The organism is Streptococcus sp. GMD5S, from assembly GCF_000298715.2.
Classification (GTDB): domain Bacteria; phylum Bacillota; class Bacilli; order Lactobacillales; family Streptococcaceae; genus Streptococcus.
In genome coordinates, this window is sequence record NZ_AJRG02000013.1 from 12,282 (window position 1) to 29,943 (window position 17,662).

At 41.4% G+C, this 17,662-nt stretch carries 13 protein-coding genes; 7 read left to right on the forward strand and 6 right to left on the reverse strand.

Translation table 11 applies throughout. The features are described from left to right. Positions 1-6: 6 nt before the first annotated feature. Positions 7-2,514: a penicillin-binding protein PBP1B gene (gene pbp1b, locus GMD5S_RS0206905; protein WP_000664442.1), complete on the reverse strand. Its 2,508-nt coding sequence runs from the start codon at positions 2,512-2,514 to the stop codon at positions 7-9. A 140-nt stretch (positions 2,515-2,654) separates the two neighbouring features. Here pbp1b and tyrS point away from each other — a divergent pair, with 140 nt between their 5' ends. Beyond that, positions 2,655-3,911 carry a tyrosine--tRNA ligase gene (tyrS, locus tag GMD5S_RS0206910; RefSeq protein WP_000546900.1) on the forward strand — a complete coding sequence of 419 codons (1,257 nt, stop codon included), beginning with the start codon at positions 2,655-2,657 and terminating at the stop codon, positions 3,909-3,911. A gap of 77 nt (positions 3,912-3,988) precedes the next feature. On the opposite strand, the gene GMD5S_RS0206915 is transcribed toward tyrS, so the two are convergent. Beyond that, complete coding sequence (locus tag GMD5S_RS0206915) at positions 3,989-6,049, reverse strand: heavy metal translocating P-type ATPase (protein ID WP_000008775.1); 2,061 nt, start codon at positions 6,047-6,049, stop codon at positions 3,989-3,991. A gap of 1 nt (position 6,050) precedes the next feature. Beyond that, positions 6,051-6,329 carry a DUF6110 family protein gene (locus GMD5S_RS0206920; RefSeq protein ID WP_000910910.1) on the reverse strand — a complete coding sequence of 93 codons (279 nt, stop codon included), beginning with the start codon at positions 6,327-6,329 and terminating at the stop codon, positions 6,051-6,053. 151 nt (positions 6,330-6,480) lie between these two features. Here GMD5S_RS0206920 and GMD5S_RS0206925 point away from each other — a divergent pair, with 151 nt between their 5' ends. After that, positions 6,481-7,329, forward strand: coding sequence for a putative RNA methyltransferase (locus tag GMD5S_RS0206925; RefSeq protein WP_001095531.1), 849 nt, complete (start codon positions 6,481-6,483; stop codon positions 7,327-7,329). A 108-nt stretch (positions 7,330-7,437) separates the two neighbouring features. Here the strand turns inward: GMD5S_RS0206925 and GMD5S_RS10880 are convergent, their stop codons facing one another. From GMD5S_RS10880 to malQ, 3 genes are all read right to left on the reverse strand, one after another. Beyond that, the gene (locus GMD5S_RS10880; RefSeq protein ID WP_033587430.1) at positions 7,438-7,644 is read right to left on the reverse strand and encodes a hypothetical protein; all 207 of its coding nucleotides are present in this window, start codon (positions 7,642-7,644) and stop codon (positions 7,438-7,440) included. A 233-nt stretch (positions 7,645-7,877) separates the two neighbouring features. Then, positions 7,878-10,136, reverse strand: coding sequence for a glycogen/starch/alpha-glucan family phosphorylase (gene glgP, locus GMD5S_RS0206930; RefSeq protein ID WP_000937131.1), 2,259 nt, complete (start codon positions 10,134-10,136; stop codon positions 7,878-7,880). Between the two features lie 22 nt (positions 10,137-10,158). After that, the gene (malQ, locus tag GMD5S_RS0206935) at positions 10,159-11,676 is read right to left on the reverse strand and encodes a 4-alpha-glucanotransferase (RefSeq protein WP_000747315.1); all 1,518 of its coding nucleotides are present in this window, start codon (positions 11,674-11,676) and stop codon (positions 10,159-10,161) included. A gap of 471 nt (positions 11,677-12,147) precedes the next feature. Here malQ and GMD5S_RS0206940 point away from each other — a divergent pair, with 471 nt between their 5' ends. From GMD5S_RS0206940 to GMD5S_RS0206960, 5 genes are all read left to right on the forward strand, one after another. Further along, complete coding sequence (locus GMD5S_RS0206940) at positions 12,148-13,419, forward strand: extracellular solute-binding protein (protein ID WP_000095452.1); 1,272 nt, start codon at positions 12,148-12,150, stop codon at positions 13,417-13,419. A gap of 112 nt (positions 13,420-13,531) precedes the next feature. After that, entirely contained in the window at positions 13,532-14,824 is a 1,293-nt protein-coding gene (locus GMD5S_RS0206945; protein WP_000414951.1) for a sugar ABC transporter permease, read from the forward strand. 1 nt (position 14,825) lies between these two features. Beyond that, the gene (locus GMD5S_RS0206950; RefSeq protein ID WP_001065649.1) at positions 14,826-15,668 is read left to right on the forward strand and encodes a sugar ABC transporter permease; all 843 of its coding nucleotides are present in this window, start codon (positions 14,826-14,828) and stop codon (positions 15,666-15,668) included. A gap of 180 nt (positions 15,669-15,848) precedes the next feature. After that, positions 15,849-16,649: a DUF1189 domain-containing protein gene (locus tag GMD5S_RS0206955; RefSeq protein WP_000938235.1), complete on the forward strand. Its 801-nt coding sequence runs from the start codon at positions 15,849-15,851 to the stop codon at positions 16,647-16,649. A 9-nt stretch (positions 16,650-16,658) separates the two neighbouring features. Then, on the forward strand, positions 16,659-17,645 hold the full coding sequence (locus GMD5S_RS0206960) for a LacI family DNA-binding transcriptional regulator (protein WP_001145429.1): 987 nt from the start codon (positions 16,659-16,661) through the stop codon (positions 17,643-17,645). The last annotated feature ends 17 nt before the right edge of the window (positions 17,646-17,662 follow it).

A 17,662-nucleotide genomic window follows, 5' to 3' on the forward strand; every position in this document is an offset into this window, starting at 1 on the left:
TCTTTCCTAACGATTAAATAGACGTGAACGTCCTGAAGAACCACTTTGAGTATTGCCACTCGAACTTGAACTTCCAGAGCTACTGCTTGAACTTGAGCTTGGAGGAGTCACTGCTGGAATGTTTCCTAGAATATTCTTCCATGCGTTCAGATAATCTGCATCGCTTCCTCCAATAGCAAAGCGATAGGTGGTCACTGGCGCGCCTTCTTTAGTCGCCCAGTAGCTCGTTACTGTTGATCCAGAAACTTCTATTTCTTTTCCATTGATGGAAACCTTGCCTGGTTTTTGTCCTGTAGATCGGAGAACTTGCGACTTGGTCACACTTGGATCCAGATTAAAGCGTTCATTCCCCCATATTCCAGGTTCAGCTTGCTGAATGGCATTGACCAAGTGGGCCATATAGTTGGCATTGCGGTAGTGACCTGCTCCTTTGGCTAGTGGTCGGTTGTCGTCGTGACCTAACCAGCCACCCAAAGTCAAGCGAGGTGTAGAAAGCATGAGCCACATATTTTCATCTTCATTGGTCGTACCAGTTTTTCCGATCCAGTCAGCACGAGCGAGGGATGGATTGATAGTCGTCAAGTCCGTCTGGAAACTCGAGGTAATCCGAGACGAGATAACATCCCGAAGGAGACTTTGCATAATGGTTGCTGTCGCTTTTGAATAAACTTGGACAGGCTCATCCTTGTGCTCGTATACCAATCGGCCATCCGTTGACTCGATCTTCGCGATCATATGTTTCTTATGGTAAACTCCATTGTTGGCCAGAGTTTGATACCCGTTGGTATGCTGGGCAACTGTAACGTCAATCCCCCCACCCATCGGTAAACTTTCAATACCATATTCTGGGATTTCGTAACCCATTTTTTCCATATAGCCTTTGACATCAACACCCTTCTCTCGAAGCGTACGATACGTCCAGTAGGCTGGGATATTCCATGAGTAGTTAAGGGCTTCTCCCAATGTCATCATGCCCGTACCAGGACTATTGACATACATGATGGGATTCCCATTTGAGAAGTTGGTAGGATAGTTTGACAAGATACTTGCACTTCCCATCAAACCTTGGTCAATAGCGATACCATAGGCCAATATAGGTTTTGTGGTTGAAGCTGGAGAACGCTTGGTATCGATAGCGTGATTGTTCTGATTTTCTTGATAATTACGACCACCAACAAATCCAAGGATAGCTCCCGTTTGGTTGTCCATGAGGACATTCCCCACCTCAGGCTGGCCTGTCGAATCATCTAGCAAATAGCCGTAGGTCGCAACCGCATTTTGCATCGCAGCATGAACATTTTTATTGATAGTTGTCGTAATCTTATATCCACCATTTTCAATTTCCTTAGCGGCTAGATCACGATAGGATTTCTGAATGGACTCATTCTTTAATTCTTGCGCAGAAACATTATCTCGTTGGACGAGGTAGTCGTACATGCGATCAGTAGCTTCTGCCAAGGTTGCATAGTAGAGATAGTCACGCGAAGTACCGCTAACACTACCTGATGGTAGGAAATCTTTCTTAAAGTCATAATCTTTGTACTTATCGTAGTCTTCCTGACTTAGAGCCCCTGTTCGGTACATATTGTAGAGGACATCCTTGGCACGCTTAATTCCCAAAGCCATGTCCTCATCACTCTTCATGCTACCATCAGATTCATAAGGAGAATAACTGATTGGACTCTGTGGCAATCCTGCGATAAAGGCTGCTTGAGGGACCGTTAAATCCGAAGCATTGACCCCAAAGATTCCTTCTGCAGCCTGCTGGGCACCTGCAATATTTTGACCTTTATGATTGCGACCAAAAGGAGCTATGTTAAGGTAGGTTGTCAAGATCTCATCCTTACCCATGGCCCGTTCTAAAGCTAGAGCATCAATAATCTCTTTAGCCTTACGAGCCAGAGTTGGAGCATCCCCCACCACTTGCTGCTTGATGACCTGCTGGGTCAAGGTCGAACCACCACTAGACGAGCCTAGACCGACAAAGGTTCCCAAAGTCGCACGAATAACGGCCTTAGGCACAACTCCCTTGTGTTCATTGAAATGCTCGTCCTCTGTCGCAACAATGGCTTTCTTAAGATTGTCTGAGATAGCATCTGAAGCGACTGAAGTGCGCAATAAATCGCCCTCGATCGAGGCAATGGTACTGCCGTCAGAATAAGTGATTTCTGAAATAGAGGCAATATCCTTCACTTGCTTGACCAACTCTTCTGCTTGAGGTACCTGGGCCTTGTCAAATAGAGCGACTCCATAACCCATAGCTACACCAGCGCCAAACAGTCCACCGATAAAGCCTAAGATAAAGAGAGTATTAAAGACTATTTTAAACCCACTCAAAACCTTAGCAAAAATAGACCCTGCCCTTCTAACTTTGTCAGAAGAGGTCCCCTTTTTACCGGTTTTCTTATTAGCTAGTTTTTTTGCTAGTCTTTTCTTCCATTTTGCAATTCGTTGCATTAGCTGCTGGAAAAAATGCAGCATTTTTGTTTTTAATTCATTAATTCTTTCTTTCATGAATGTCCTCGCTTTCTCTATTATACCATAAAAGGGAAACTTTCAATAAAATAGCCACTTTCTTCCCTATTCCACTAGGCTATTAATCAAGTTTGTGATACAATAGGTAGAAACAATATTTTATAAAGGAGAAAAGACACATGCACATTTTTGATGAGCTAAAAGAGCGTGGTTTGATTTTTCAAACGACTGATGAAGAAGCTTTGCGCAAAGCCCTAGAAGAAGGTCAAGTTTCTTATTATACTGGCTACGATCCAACTGCTGACAGCCTTCACCTAGGTCACCTTGTCGCAATCTTGACCAGTCGTCGTTTGCAATTAGCAGGTCACAAACCTTATGCGCTCGTTGGCGGTGCTACAGGTCTCATCGGAGATCCGTCCTTCAAAGATGCTGAGCGTAGTCTCCAAACAAAAGACACAGTAGAGGGCTGGGTCAAGTCTATCCAAGGACAACTTTCTCGTTTTCTTGACTTTGAAAATGGTGAAAATAAAGCTGTCATGGTCAACAACTACGACTGGTTTGGCAGCATCAGCTTCATTGACTTCCTCCGTGATATCGGAAAATACTTCACTGTCAACTACATGATGAGTAAGGAGTCTGTGAAGAAACGGATCGAGACAGGGATTTCTTACACTGAGTTTGCCTACCAAATCATGCAAGGTTATGACTTCTTTGTCCTTAACCAAGAGCACAACGTAACGCTACAAATCGGTGGTTCTGACCAGTGGGGAAATATGACTGCTGGTACCGAATTGCTTCGTCGTAAGGCTGACAAGACTGGTCACGTTATCACAGTTCCCCTCATCACAGACGCAACTGGTAAGAAATTTGGTAAATCAGAAGGAAACGCAGTCTGGCTCAATCCTGAAAAGACTTCCCCATACGAAATGTACCAATTCTGGATGAACGTCATGGATGCAGACGCTGTTCGCTTCTTGAAAATCTTTACCTTCTTGTCACTCGATGAGATTGAAGACATCCGCAAACAGTTTGAAGCAGCTCCACACGAACGCTTGGCTCAGAAAGTCTTGGCTCGTGAAGTCGTGACTCTTGTTCACGGAGAAGAAGCTTACAAAGAAGCTCTTAACATCACTGAGCAACTCTTTGCTGGAAACATCAAAAACCTTTCTGTCAAAGAACTCAAACAAGGACTTCGTGGAGTGCCAAACTACCAAGTCCAAGCTGACGAAAACCACAATATCGTGGAACTCCTCGTGTCATCTGGTGTGGTGAACTCCAAACGCCAAGCCCGTGAAGATGTTCAAAATGGAGCCATCTACGTCAACGGCGACCGTATCCAAGACCTTGACTATGTCTTGAGTGACGCAGATAAGTTAGAAAACGAACTAACTGTTATCCGCCGCGGGAAGAAAAAATACTTCGTGTTGACTTACTAAATTGTTAAACATTTACCTATAAACAAAGGAGTTACCCTCGAGAAAGGTAACTCCTTTTTGCTGTGAATAGTCCCCACCTATCCCTTAATAGACAGGCTACGCAGGACTATGCGTAAGGTTGTTAGATTATGTAGGATAGAGAGGTTTGAAGGACTGAGCCAATTAAACAAGCCAAAGCCAATCAAACTACTATTTACGACAACGGTATCTTGAATATTCTTCTTGATGAGTGTTTGCAAAGATGATGATAGCCAATCCAACTCTTGGAAGAAATCCAAACGATTATCTAACAATAAGATATCGCTCATCTGCTTAGAAATATCTGCACTCTCATTCATCACCACACCGATATCTGATAGGGTTAGAGCCGCTGAGTCATTCAATCCATCTCCAACCATCAAAATCGTGTGACCTGCTTTCTGCAGTTCCTCTACTAACTCAAATTTCCCATCAGGTTTCAAGTCTGTATAGACCTGATCAAAGGGCAAATCTTTGACTAATTCCTCTGTCCTAACCAAGGTGTCCCCTGTTGCCAGAATCAATTTTTTCCCTTGTGCCTTAAGTTTCTCCAAGGCTGCTTTTGCTTCTTTTCTCAAAGGAGTATGAATGCAGAACATTCCAATCAATTCATTCTGATAAGCCAAGAATAAGAGATTGTAGTGACTCTTGTACTCTTCAATTAAAGCATTTTGTTCTGAACTGATATGAATCTGCTCATCCTGCATCAAGACATAATTCCCAATAAGAACTGGTTGGCCATCTATATGAGATTTGATCCCCTTGCTTGCAATATATTGGAGTTTCCCATGCATTTCCTCATGTTCAATTCCCTCTATCTCAGCTTGCTTGACGATGGCATTAGCAATAGGATGATAAATGTGTTCCTCAAGACAGGCACTGATTCTGAGAATATCTTCCTCACTATAGTCCCCAAAAGGTAACACCTTTTCAACTATAGGATAACTAGTTGTGATTGTTCCCGTCTTATCAAACAAGAAAGTATCAACTTCCAGATATTTCTCCAGAACATCCCCATCCTTAATCACCATTTCACGGTTCAACCCCTCCTTGATAGCTGTCAAATAAGCTACAGGAGTAGAGATTTTCAAAGCGCAGGAGAAATCGACTAATAGGAAAGAAATAGCCTTAGAAAAAGAACCTGTTAATAGGTAAGTTAGCCCAGCCCCCAAGAAATTATATTTGACGACCTTATCCGCCATCTTGATGAAATAGCGTTGTTTCGTTTTCTTGTTTTCTTCAGATTTCTTCATTAACTCAATCAGTTGTAAAATCCGGCTGTTCATCTGATTATCGGTTACACGAATGCGTAACTCTCCAGTTTCTAATACTGTATTTGCACAAACCAAATCAGACTCTCTTTTTTCAACTGGAAAACTCTCTCCCGTCAAGGAACTTTCGTTGACCATACCTAAACCTGAAACTACTTGTCCATCAAACAGAATTTCATTTCCTTGAGATAGGACCAAGACATCTCCTATTTGAACATCGGAACTCTTGATACTAACAACCGTATCGCCCTGTACTAAGAATACGTCGCTCTCTTTTGCAAGAAGGCTTTGTTCTAAATCTGTTGCAGTTTTTTTCAAAGACCACTGATCTAAATGATTCCCCAAATCAAGCATAAACATGATATTGCTAGCTGTCTTGGATTGGTTCATAAACAAGGACAATAAAATCGCCGAACAGTCCAAGACTTCCATCGTTAGTTCCTTACGCGCTAGTGTTTGATAGGCTTCTCTAATATAACCCAAAGCCTGATAACAAGTCCATATATAGCGAATAGGATACGGCACAAAACTACGAAAAAGTACACGCTTAATCGCTGCACCTGAAACAATAGAATAAGCACTCTCTTCTCTACGAATGGGAAGAGTCATCAACTCAGAAACTTTCCCTTTATCAATTCTTTTTAAAAAGGCTTCTGCATTATCTAATACAGAAAAGCCTTCTTTTATGCGTAGAGTAAAGTGCTGTTGATCCATGTAAAACTGGATAGACTCAATCCCCTTTTCATCTCTCGCCAAGGAACGAAGATAGTCTTGAATATCCAAGGTGAGTGAAAAAGAAGATGATAGTCGGATATGTTGGTATCCTCTATGTAGCACTTTAAAAGACATATTATTCTCCTATAAGGCTATCTAATTGCTCTTCTTTTTTCTCTTGCTCGTACAAATATTTGGCATCTTGCAAGACATCGTCTCCATGTTGTTTCACAACAGAAACAGATGCATCTAGCCCGTCTTTCAACTTGTAAGCCTTAGCCAAAGCTTTAGAATAACCTTTTTTAGCTTCCTTACTTGCCAAGATTTTCAAACCAAGGGTACCAAATGCGACACCACCCAAAAAGAGTGATGATTTTTTCGCAACTTTTGCAACGGTTAATACTTCTTTTAACATACTTATTTCCTCCTTATCATTATTATATAGAAATTTAGATATAAAAGCAATTTTATTCTATAAATTGGAGAATTAGTTTTATTTCTACTGAATCTCCCATCTACTTATTTCTAAAGTTGCTTTCATTTGCCTCTTTTGATACACTTAAACTATGAATACAAACCTCAAACCCAAACTTCAGCGTTTTGCTTCTGCGACTGCCTTTTTCTGCCCTATCTGCCAAGAAAATCTGGCCTTGGTAGAGTCTAGCCTCAAGTGTAGCAACCGCCATTCTTTTGATCTGGCAAAATTCGGCTATGTCAACTTGGCTCCGCAAATCAAGCAATCTGCCAACTACGACAAGGAAAACTTCCAAAACCGCCAGCAAATTCTTGAAGCTGGTTTTTATCAGGCTATTTTAGAAGGTATCTCGGACTTACTAACAACTAATCCATCCGCAAAAACAGTCTTGGATATCGGTTGTGGCGAAGGTTTCTACTCTCGTAAACTCCAAGAAAGTCACTCTGACAAAACCTTTTACGCCTTTGATATTTCAAAAGATTCCGTTCAAATCGCTGCCAAGAGCGAACCAAACTGGGCGGTCAACTGGTTTGTCGGCGACCTGGCTCGTCTTCCTATAAAAGACGCCAGCATGGATATCCTGCTTGATATCTTCTCGCCTGCCAACTATGGGGAATTCCGTCGCGTTTTATCCAAAGACGGTATTTTGATCAAGGTCATCCCAACTGAAAATCACCTCAAAGAAATCCGTCAAATGGTGCAGGACCAGCTGACAAAGAAGGATTATTCCAACCAAGATATCAAGGAACATTTCCAGGAACATTTCAGCATCCAATCTAGTCAGATTGCTTCCTTAACAAAACCTATCTCGGCTGAGCAACGCCAAGCCCTGCTTGCCATGACGCCTCTCCTCTTTCACGTTGACCAAACCAAGATTGACTGGAGTCAGTTGACTGAGATTACCATCGAAGCAGAGATTTTAGTTGGGAAAGCAGTGTAAATAAATCTTTCAATAAGACAAAACCCACACCTCCTCTTGAGGTGTGGGTATAAATCGCGATTTTTCAACTGTCTATCCGAAAAGTGGAAAAAATTTTAACCTCTCCATTTATTTTCGATTCGAAATAACAAATTTATCAATAAATAGCAAGTGAAATGAGGCAAGTGATGCCCCATAACAACATCCATGAAAAGAGATTTCTTGATGAGTCAGTGGAAAGGAACTACTATTACCCATATAAAGGCATGACCAAATCACAAATAGTATCCAAAATAAATCAGTCCATTTATATTTTGAAAAATATTTTTTCCACATAAGAACACCTTCTTTCCTGCAATCATATTATAACACTTCGTGTAAGCGAATACAAGAAATATGAGGTAATCAACTAAGAAGAAGCATGAGGTTGAAAGAGAGTGTTAAACCTTCAATACGTCTATGATTTCTCTCTTTTTAGACCAGATTGATTCAAATCAACATTATTCAAAAAAAGCGAATTTCAATCGAAACTCGCTTTTTTACAAAATGTATTAGTATAAATTTGTATCTTAGTTCAAGTGCCAGATATCTTCGTTATACTGAGCGATTGTACGGTCAGATGAGAAGAATCCTGCTTTGGCAATGTTAACGATGACTTTATCCAACCATGCGTCACGGTCTTCGTAGTCAGCAAGCATTTGCTCTTTGACTTTAATGTAGTCTTCCAAGTCAAGGAGAGTCATGAACCAGTCTTTGTTGATCAATTCGTTGTAAAGACGTTCCAAGCGTTCTTTCTTACCTACTGCAAGAACAGCATCGCTCACAATGAAGTCAACCAAAGGTTTGATAGCTTCACGAGCATAGAATTCGCTTGATTTGTAAGCTGCTTTTGCGTAAAGGTCGATAACAGTTTCTGAATCTTCACCAAAGATATAGATGTTTTCGTCGCCAACCAACTCAGCGATTTCCACGTTAGCACCGTCCATAGTACCAAGAGTCAAAGCACCGTTCAACATGAATTTCATGTTACCAGTACCTGAAGCTTCTTTAGAAGCAAGTGAGATTTGTTCTGAGATATCACATGCTGGGATAAGGAAGCTTGCTGCAGTAACGTTGTAGTTTTCAACCATAACCACTTGCAAGTGTGGAGCTACTTCTGGATCATTTGCAATCACTTCTGACAAGCAAAGGATCAAGTGAATGATGTCTTGGGCGATTGTGTAGGCAGGAGCTGCTTTACCACCAAAGAAGACTGTGATTGGACGAGCAGGGATGTTACCAGCCTTGATATCAAGGTATTTGTGGATGACATACAAAGCGTTCATTTGTTGGCGTTTGTACTCGTGAAGACGTTTGATTTGGATATCAAAGATAGAGTTTGTATTGATTTCCACACCTTGGTGATCTTTCAAGTGACGAGCCAATTTACGTTTGTTGTGAGCCTTGATGCTTTCCAATTTTTCTTTGACAGCTGCTTTGTCTTCGTAAGACAAGAGTTTTTCAAGCTCATCTGCTTCATGGTGCCATCCCTCTCCAATAATCTCATCCAAGTAGTGAGATAGTCTTGGGTTGGCATGCATGAGCCAACGACGGAATGTGATACCGTTTGTTTTGTTGTTGAATTTTTCTGGGTAGATGTCGTAGAAAGCTTTCAACTCTGAATTCTTCAAGATCTCAGTGTGGAGTGCTGCCACCCCGTTTACGCTGTATCCATAGTGGATATCCATGTGAGCCATGTGTACACGGTCGTTTTCATCAATGATTTGAACAGCTGGGTCTTTGTATTCTGCTTTCACACGACGGTCCAATTCTTTGATGATTGGTACCAAGTGAGGAACCACTTCTTCCAAGAATTCAAGAGGCCATTTTTCAAGGGCTTCAGCAAGGATTGTGTGGTTCGTGTAGGCAGTCATGCTACGAACGATAGAGATTGCTTCATCAAGTTCGATACCACGTTCAGTCAAAAGACGGATCAATTCAGGGATCACCATTGATGGGTGAGTATCGTTGATTTGTACAACTGCGTAGTCCGCAAGGTCGTGCAAGTTGCTTCCCTTTTCGATTGCTTCGTCGATGATCAATTGCGCGCCGTTTGAAACCATGAAGTATTGTTGGAAGATACGGAGCAATTCACCTTGCTTGTCGCTGTCGTCTGGGTAAAGGAAAAGAGTCAAGTTGCGAGCGATATCCGTCTTGTCAAAGTTGATACCATCTTCGATGATAGAAGAATCAACTGAATCCAAGTCAAACAAACGCAAGCGGTTTTTAGTAGCTGTCTTGTAACCAGGTACGTCGATATCGTAAAGAGTAGATGTCAAGGTAAAGTGTGCGAATGGCACTTGGTAGCTACGGCTTGAGCGAACCAACCAGTTTTGCTCTGTCAACCAAGCATTAGGAATCGTTTCTTGTTGGTTGTTTTTAAGAACTTGTTGGAAAAGACCAAAGTGATAGTTCAATCCAACACCGTCACCATTCAAACCAAGTGTAGCGATTGAGTCGATAAAACAGGCTGCTAAACGTCCCAAACCACCGTTACCAAGTGATGGTTCCAATTCTACTTCTTCGACTTCGATCAAGTCTTTACCTGCAGCTGCAAGTTCTTTTTTCACATCGTCGTAAAGACCAAGGTTGATCAAGTTGTTTGACAAGAGTTTACCAATCAAGAACTCAGCTGAGATGTAGTAAACTTTTTTCTTACCAGTGTTGACTGGTTTTTGGCTGCTAGCAAGCTTGCTGTAGTTGAGAAGAGCAAGGTAAAGCTCTTCATTGCTACATTCTGCAATAGTTTTATTGTAACGCTTTTGTACAAATTCTTTTAATGGTAACATTTTTGTGTCTCCTGATATTGTCTTATTTCTTTAATTCTACCAAATTTTCATTAATTCGGCGATAAATTGTAGTCAAGTCAAGCAAAGTTTCTTCAACAGCTGGTGTGAGTTGGTCTGCTGTCATACGCCATGACCAGTTTCCACCAAGAGTAGATGGGTAGTTCATGCGAGCCGCCTCATCTAGTTCTAGCAAGTCTTGCATGGTTGCAATAGCCATGAAGCTCACTGATGAAAATACTGTACGAAGCATTGCGTGCGGCACTGTTTCATACTCTTTACGGTTGGTGTAACGCGCCATGTACTCACGAGTTGGATCATCGATCTCATTACGGTACCAACCAAGAACTGTATTGTTATCGTGTGTTCCTGTGTACATAACAGAGTTAGCAGGTGCCAAGTGTGGGCTATCGATACTTTCGTCTTCTGGGTTGAAGGCAAATTGAAGAATCTTCATCCCTGGGAAGCCAGTACGTTCGCGCAACTCGATAACTTCATCTGTCATGAAACCAAGGTCTTCTGCGATGATGTTTAGCTCACCAAGCTCTTCCTTAACGGCTGCGAAGAGTTTGTAGCCTGGACCTTTCACCCATTTACCAGGTGCTGCTGTATCGGAACCAGCAGGAATTTCCCAGTAAGATTCGAAACCGCGGAAGTGGTCGATACGAACGATATCGTAGATTTTGAAGCTTTCACGCAAGCGTTCAACCCACCATTTGTACCCGTCTTTGTCCATTGCTTCCCAGTCATAGATTGGGTTTCCCCAAAGCTGACCAGTGGCAGAAAACTCATCTGGTGGGCATCCTGCGATGCAAGTTGCTTTACCAGTGGCATCTGTCTTGAAGAGATGTGGATTTGCCCACATGTCGCTTGAATCTTCCGCAACGTAGATAGGCATGTCTCCAACAATTTCGATGTGGTTGTCGTTAGCGTAGGCTTTCAATTTCAACCATTGTTGGAAGAAGAAATATTGAGTCACACGGTGGTAAACCAACTTGTCTGCCAATTTCTCACGGTAGCTTTCAAGTGCTGAAGCTTTGCGAGCACGAGCATCTGCATCTGGCCATTCTGTCCAAGCAAGATTGTCAAAATGCTCTTTAATCGCCATATATTCTGCGAAGAGTTCAAGCCATGATTGGTTGTCTTGAGCAAACTTCTCAAAAGCTTTGACGTCTCCCACTTCCAAGAAACGTTTAACTGCCTTTTCTAAAAGCGGACGACGTGCGTAATAAATCTTCGCATAGTCGACTTCCGATGCATCACTACCAAAGTCAACACCTTTAAGATCGCTAGCTTCCAACAAGCCTTGCTCTACCAAGATATCAAGGTCGATAAAATGCGTATTCCCAGCAAAGGCTGAGAATGATTGGTATGGAGAATCTCCATAGCTGGTTGTCCCAAGAGGGAGGATTTGCCAGTAACGTTGCTTGGTACGAACCAAGAAGTCGACGAAATCATAGGCAGTCTGACCAAATGATCCAATCCCGTATGCTCCTGGTAGAGAAGAGATGTGCATCAACACACCACTTTGACGTTTTTTCATAATAGCACCTCATGTGTTTGTTATAAAACGTTGCGCAACAAGGCGCAAACGTTTGCGTTAAGTTAAGTATAGCGTATTTTAAACACAAATGCAAGCGTTTTTAAAAAAATTTTTTGAATTATTTTAATCAAACAAAACTTGTTGCCACTGATATTTTATGAAATAAGCGAAAAAATTTTAAAGATTTTCTGATTTAAGATAATTCATTCCCAATATCTGCTCTATTTTCTGAAAAACCGAGCCGAATTTACGCAATCGTTTTCCTAATATATTTTCAATTCAAAAAAACAAACATTTTAAGTTCTTTCCTATATATAAGCTTTAACAAATGTTTGAAACCTTAAAATTTTTTTAAAAAACTTTTTAAAAAAGCTTGCAACCGTTTTCTATTTGTGCTATACTAGGCTCATAAAAGAAAACGTTTGCGTTTTCTAAATAAATTATACTGTTATTCTTTAGGAGGAATACACTATGTCATCTAAATTCATGAAGAGCGCTGCTGTGCTCGGAACTGCTACTCTCGCTAGCTTGCTCTTGGTAGCTTGCGGAAGCAAATCTGCTGACAAAGCTGCTGATACTAGCTCTTCAGAAGCAAAAGAACTTACTTTCTACGTTGAAGACCAATATAAAGCCTTCGCTGAATCTGCTGCAAAAGCTTACGAAAAAGAATCAGGTACAAAAGTTAACATCAAATCAGGTGACCAACTTGGTGGACTTGACAAACTTTCACTTGACAACCAATCAGGTCAAGCTGCTGACGTTATGATGGCACCATACGACCGCGTAGGTAGCCTTGGTACTGACGGACAACTTTCAGAAGTTACTTTGAGCGACGGCGCTAAAACAGATGATAAAACTAAATCTCTTGTAACAGCTGCTGACGGTAAAGTTTACGGTGCTCCTGCCGTTATTGAGTCACTTGTTATGTACTACAACAAAGACTTGCTAAAAGAAGCTCCAAAAACTTTTGCTGAATTAGAAGAACTTGCTAAAGACAGCAAATACGCTTTCGCTGGTGAAGATGGCAAAACTACTGCATTCCTAGCTGACTGGACAAACTTCTACTACGCTTACGGACTTCTTGCTGGTAACGGTGGTTACGTATTCGGACAAAACGGTAAAGACGCTAAAGACATCGGTCTTGCAAACGACGGTTCTATCACTGGTGTCAACTACGCTAAATCTTGGTATGAAAAATGGCCTAAAGGTATGCAAGATACTGAAGGTGCTGCAAACTTGATCCAAACTCAATTCCAAGAAGGTAAAACAGCTGCTATCATCGACGGTCCTTGGAAAGCTCAAGCATTCAAAGATGCTAAAGTAAACTACGGTGTTGCTACTATTCCAACTCTTCCAAATGGTAAAGAATACACACCATTCGGTGGTGGTAAAGCTTGGATCATCCCATCAAGCACTAAGAACCTTGAAGCTGCACAAAAATTTGTAGACTTCCTTGTTTCAACTGAACAACAAAAAGCATTCTACGATGCAACTAACGAAATCCCAGCTAACACTGAAGCTCGTTCATACGCTGAAGGTAAAAACGATGAGTTGACAACAGCTGTTATCAAACAGTTCAAGAACGCTCAACCAATGCCAAACATTTCTCAAATGTCAGCTGTTTGGGATCCAGCTAAAACAATGCTCTTTGATGCTGTAAGTGGTAAAAAAGATGCTAAGACAGCTGCTAACGATGCTGTAACATTGATCAAAGAAACAATCAAACAAAAATTTGGTGAATAATTGAATTCGTTACAAGGGGGGAGAATACAAATCCCCCTTTGAATTTATCAATAAAAAAACATATATAGTTTAGTTTTTGATTAAAAACCAGTATCCTATGAAAGGAGTTATTATGGAAAAGCAACAACCTAGTAAAGCAGCCCTGCTGTCTATCATTCCTGGGTTAGGACAGATTTACAATAAACAAAAAGCCAAAGGTTTTATATTCCTTGGTGTAACTATCGTATTTGTTCTTTATTTCCTAGCACTTGCTGCGCCGGAATTGCACAATTTGATCACTCTTGGTGACAAGCCAGGTCGTGATAATTCCCTCTTTATGCTGATTCGTGGTGCCTTCCATTTAATCTTTGTAGTCGTTTATGTGCTCTTTTATTTCTCAAATATTAAAGATGCATATACAATCGCAAAACGTATTAACAATGGAATTCCTGTCCCACGTACTTTTAAAGATATGATCAAAGGTATTTATGAGAATGGATTCCCATACCTTTTGATTATCCCATCGTATGTAGCAATGACATTTGCAATTATCTTCCCAGTTATCGTAACCTTGATGATTGCCTTTACCAACTATGACTTCCAACACTTGCCACCAAACAAATTGTTGGACTGGGTTGGTTTGACTAACTTTACAAATATCTGGAGCTTAAGTACCTTCCGTTCAGCCTTCGGTGCGGTTCTTTCTTGGACCATCATCTGGGCCTTGTCTGCTTCTACTTTGCAGATTGTGATTGGTATCTTCACAGCGATCATTGCTAACCAACCATTTATCAAAGGAAAACGTATCTTTGGTGTTATTTTCCTTCTTCCTTGGGCTGTTCCAGCCTTCATCACTATCTTGACATTCTCAAACATGTTTAACGATAGTGTCGGAGCGATCAACACTCAAGTATTGCCTATCTTGGCTAAGGTCCTTCCTTTCCTTGACGGAGCGCTTATCCCTTGGAAAACAGACCCAACTTGGACTAAGATTGCCTTGATTATGATGCAAGGTTGGCTAGGATTCCCATACATCTACGTTTTGACTTTGGGTATCTTGCAGTCGATTCCTAACGACCTCTACGAAGCGGCTTACATCGATGGTGCCAATGCTTGGCAAAAATTCCGCAACATCACTTTCCCTATGATTTTGGCTGTTGCAGCTCCAACATTGATCAGCCAATACACCTTCAACTTTAACAACTTCTCTATCATGTACCTCTTCAACGGCGGAGGTCCTGGTAGCGTTGGTGGTGGAGCCGGTTCAACTGATATCTTGATCTCATGGATTTATCGTTTGACAACAGGTACATCTCCTCAATACTCTATGGCGGCAGCTGTTACCTTGATCATCTCTATCATTGTCATCTCTATCTCTATGATCGCATTCAAGAAACTACACGCATTTGATATGGAGGACGTCTAAGATGAATAACTCAATCAAACTCAAACGTAGACTGACTCAAACCCTCACTTACCTCTACTTGATTGGCTTATCAATCGTCATTATTTATCCACTTTTGATCACCATTATGTCAGCCTTCAAGTCTGGTAACGTGGTAGCCTTTAAACTAGATGCTAACGTCGACTTTAGCTTTGCCAACTTCCAAGGGCTCTTCACTGAAACCTTGTACGGCACTTGGTACCTCAACACTTTGATTATCGCCTTGATTACAATGGCTGTTCAAACAAGTATCATCGTACTTGCTGGTTATGCCTACAGCCGTTACAACTTCTTGGCTCGTAAACAAAGTTTGGTCTTCTTCTTGATCATCCAAATGGTGCCAACTATGGCCGCTTTGACAGCCTTCTTCGTTATGGCCCTTATGTTGAATGCCCTTAACCAAAGCTGGTTCCTCATCTTCCTTTATGTTGGTGGAGGTATCCCGATGAATGCTTGGTTGATGAAAGGCTACTTCGACACAGTACCGATGTCTCTTGATGAATCAGCAAAACTAGATGGTGCAGGACACTTCCGTCGCTTCTGGCAAATTGTTCTCCCACTCGTTCGTCCAATGGTTGCAGTACAAGCGCTCTGGGCCTTCATGGGACCTTTCGGAGACTATATCCTCTCTAGTTTCTTGCTTCGTGAGAAAGAATACTTTACAGTTGCCGTTGGTCTACAGACCTTTGTCAGCAATGTGAAAAACTTGAAGATTGCCTACTTCTCAGCAGGTGCTATCCTCATCGCCCTTCCAATCTGTATTCTCTTCTTCTTCTTACAAAAGAACTTTGTTTCAGGACTTACAAGTGGTGGCGACAAGGGATAATTTATCCCCGCCACCCTTTTTCATTTTGATCTTGTTTCTAAAGTTGAAAGATTAGACACAAGACCGCAAATAGTAGCAAAATCAGCTTTTCAGTAAGCAATTTATCTACTAGACTTGAAATAAAGCACATTTCTCTATATAATAATACTCATATAGAAAACACCTTTTAGAAAGATACAAATGCTTCCATATCCATTTTCATATTTTTCAAGTATTTGGGGATTTCGTAAGCCCCTGTCAAAACGTTTTGGACTCAACTGGTTTCAACTCCTCTTTACTAGCATTTTCCTCATCAGCTTGTCCATGATTCCAATTGCCATTCAAAACAGCTCACAGGAAACGTATCCACTGGATACCTTTATCGATAATGTCTACACACCCCTGACAGATGAAGCAATCATGGATTTGTCGGAGAATGCGCAGATAGTAGATGGAAAACTGAGCTATGCTGGAACTAAAAATCAGCAAGCTTCTCTTCTGATTGGTCCAAGTCCAAGTAAGGAATTGCCAAAGGATTTGCAACTTCATTTTGATACTGAAGAACTCATCATCAGCAAGGAAAGCAAGGAACTGACCCGCATTCGCTACCACGCCATTCAAACGGAGAGTTTCCAGAGTAAGGAAACTTTAACCCAGGCTATTTCTAAAGACTGGTACCAACAGAACCGTGTCTATATCAGTCTCTTTCTCGTCCTTGGTGCTAGCTTCCTCTTTGGATTGAATTTCTTCATTGTCTCTCTTGGAGCTAGTCTTCTCCTTTATATCACCAAAAAATCACGCCTCTTTTCATTTAGGAGCTTTAAAGAGTGCTACCATTTTATCTTGAACTGTTTAGGATTACCAACTCTGATTACGCTTGTTTTGGGACTTTTTGGCCAAAATATGACAACCCTTATCACTGTACAAAACATTCTTTTTGTTCTTTATCTGGTCACCATCTTTTATAAAACACATTACCGCGATCCAGATTATCATAAATAGGAGATTTTTATGCCCGTTACGATTAAAGATGTGGCCAAGGCTGCAGGTGTCTCACCTTCAACCGTAACCCGTGTTATTCAAAACAAATCAACGATTAGTGATGAAACCAAAAAACGAGTTCGCAAGGCTATGAAGGAACTCAACTACCATCCCAATCTCAATGCTCGTAGCCTAGTTAGCAGCTATACTCAGGTTATCGGTTTGGTATTGCCTGACGACTCGGATGCCTTTTACCAAAATCCTTTCTTCCCATCTGTCCTTCGAGGTATCGCCCAAGTTGCGTCTGAAAACCACTACGCTATTCAGATTGCAACGGGGAAAGATGAGAAAGAACGTCTCAATGCGATTTCTCAGATGGTTTATGGCAAGCGTGTTGACGGTTTGATTTTCCTCTACGCTGAGGAAGAAGACCCTCTGGTCAAGCTAGTAGCTGATGAGCAGTTCCCTTTCCTCATTCTCGGAAAATCCACTTCACCCTTTATCCCTCTTGTTGATAATGACAATGTCCAAGCTGGCTTTGATGCGACAGAGTATTTCATCAAAAAAGGATGCAAACGAATTGCCTTTATCGGGGGTACAAAGCGACTCTTCGTAACGCAAGATCGTCTAACTGGCTATGAGTCCGCACTCAAACAACACCAACTTCCGATTGATACCAACTTAACCTACTTTGCGACCGAATTTCTAGAAGAAAAAGGGTATCAGTTCAGTGAACTCCTGTTCAATCACGATCCGCAGATTGACGCTATCATCACAACCGATAGTCTCCTTGCAGAAGGAGTTTGTGACTATATCAGTAAGTATCAGCTAAAAGTTCCTGTCTTGAGTTTCGACTCTGTCAATCCTCGACTTGATCTTGTAGCTTATGTGGATATCAATAGTCTGGAACTTGGGCGCGTTTCCTTTGAAACCATTCTTCAGATCATCAACGATGCTAAAAACAATAAACAGATTTGTTACCGTCAGTTGATTGAACACAAAATTATCGAAAAATAAAGACCAGCCTTGCGGCT

Excerpts from the sequence above, each read along its gene's own strand:
- pbp1b (WP_000664442.1), bottom strand. The coding sequence starts at position 2,514 with ATGAAAGAAAGAATTAATGAATTAAAAACAAAAATGCTGCATTTTTTC.
- tyrS (WP_000546900.1), top strand. The coding sequence starts at position 2,655 with ATGCACATTTTTGATGAGCTAAAAGAGCGTGGTTTGATTTTTCAAACG.
- GMD5S_RS0206915 (WP_000008775.1), bottom strand. The coding sequence starts at position 6,049 with ATGTCTTTTAAAGTGCTACATAGAGGATACCAACATATCCGACTATCA.
- GMD5S_RS0206920 (WP_000910910.1), bottom strand. The coding sequence starts at position 6,329 with ATGTTAAAAGAAGTATTAACCGTTGCAAAAGTTGCGAAAAAATCATCA.
- GMD5S_RS0206925 (WP_001095531.1), top strand. The coding sequence starts at position 6,481 with ATGAATACAAACCTCAAACCCAAACTTCAGCGTTTTGCTTCTGCGACT.
- GMD5S_RS10880 (WP_033587430.1), bottom strand. The coding sequence starts at position 7,644 with ATGTGGAAAAAATATTTTTCAAAATATAAATGGACTGATTTATTTTGG.
- glgP (WP_000937131.1), bottom strand. The coding sequence starts at position 10,136 with ATGTTACCATTAAAAGAATTTGTACAAAAGCGTTACAATAAAACTATT.
- malQ (WP_000747315.1), bottom strand. The coding sequence starts at position 11,676 with ATGAAAAAACGTCAAAGTGGTGTGTTGATGCACATCTCTTCTCTACCA.
- GMD5S_RS0206940 (WP_000095452.1), top strand. The coding sequence starts at position 12,148 with ATGTCATCTAAATTCATGAAGAGCGCTGCTGTGCTCGGAACTGCTACT.
- GMD5S_RS0206945 (WP_000414951.1), top strand. The coding sequence starts at position 13,532 with ATGGAAAAGCAACAACCTAGTAAAGCAGCCCTGCTGTCTATCATTCCT.
- GMD5S_RS0206950 (WP_001065649.1), top strand. The coding sequence starts at position 14,826 with ATGAATAACTCAATCAAACTCAAACGTAGACTGACTCAAACCCTCACT.
- GMD5S_RS0206955 (WP_000938235.1), top strand. The coding sequence starts at position 15,849 with ATGCTTCCATATCCATTTTCATATTTTTCAAGTATTTGGGGATTTCGT.
- GMD5S_RS0206960 (WP_001145429.1), top strand. The coding sequence starts at position 16,659 with ATGCCCGTTACGATTAAAGATGTGGCCAAGGCTGCAGGTGTCTCACCT.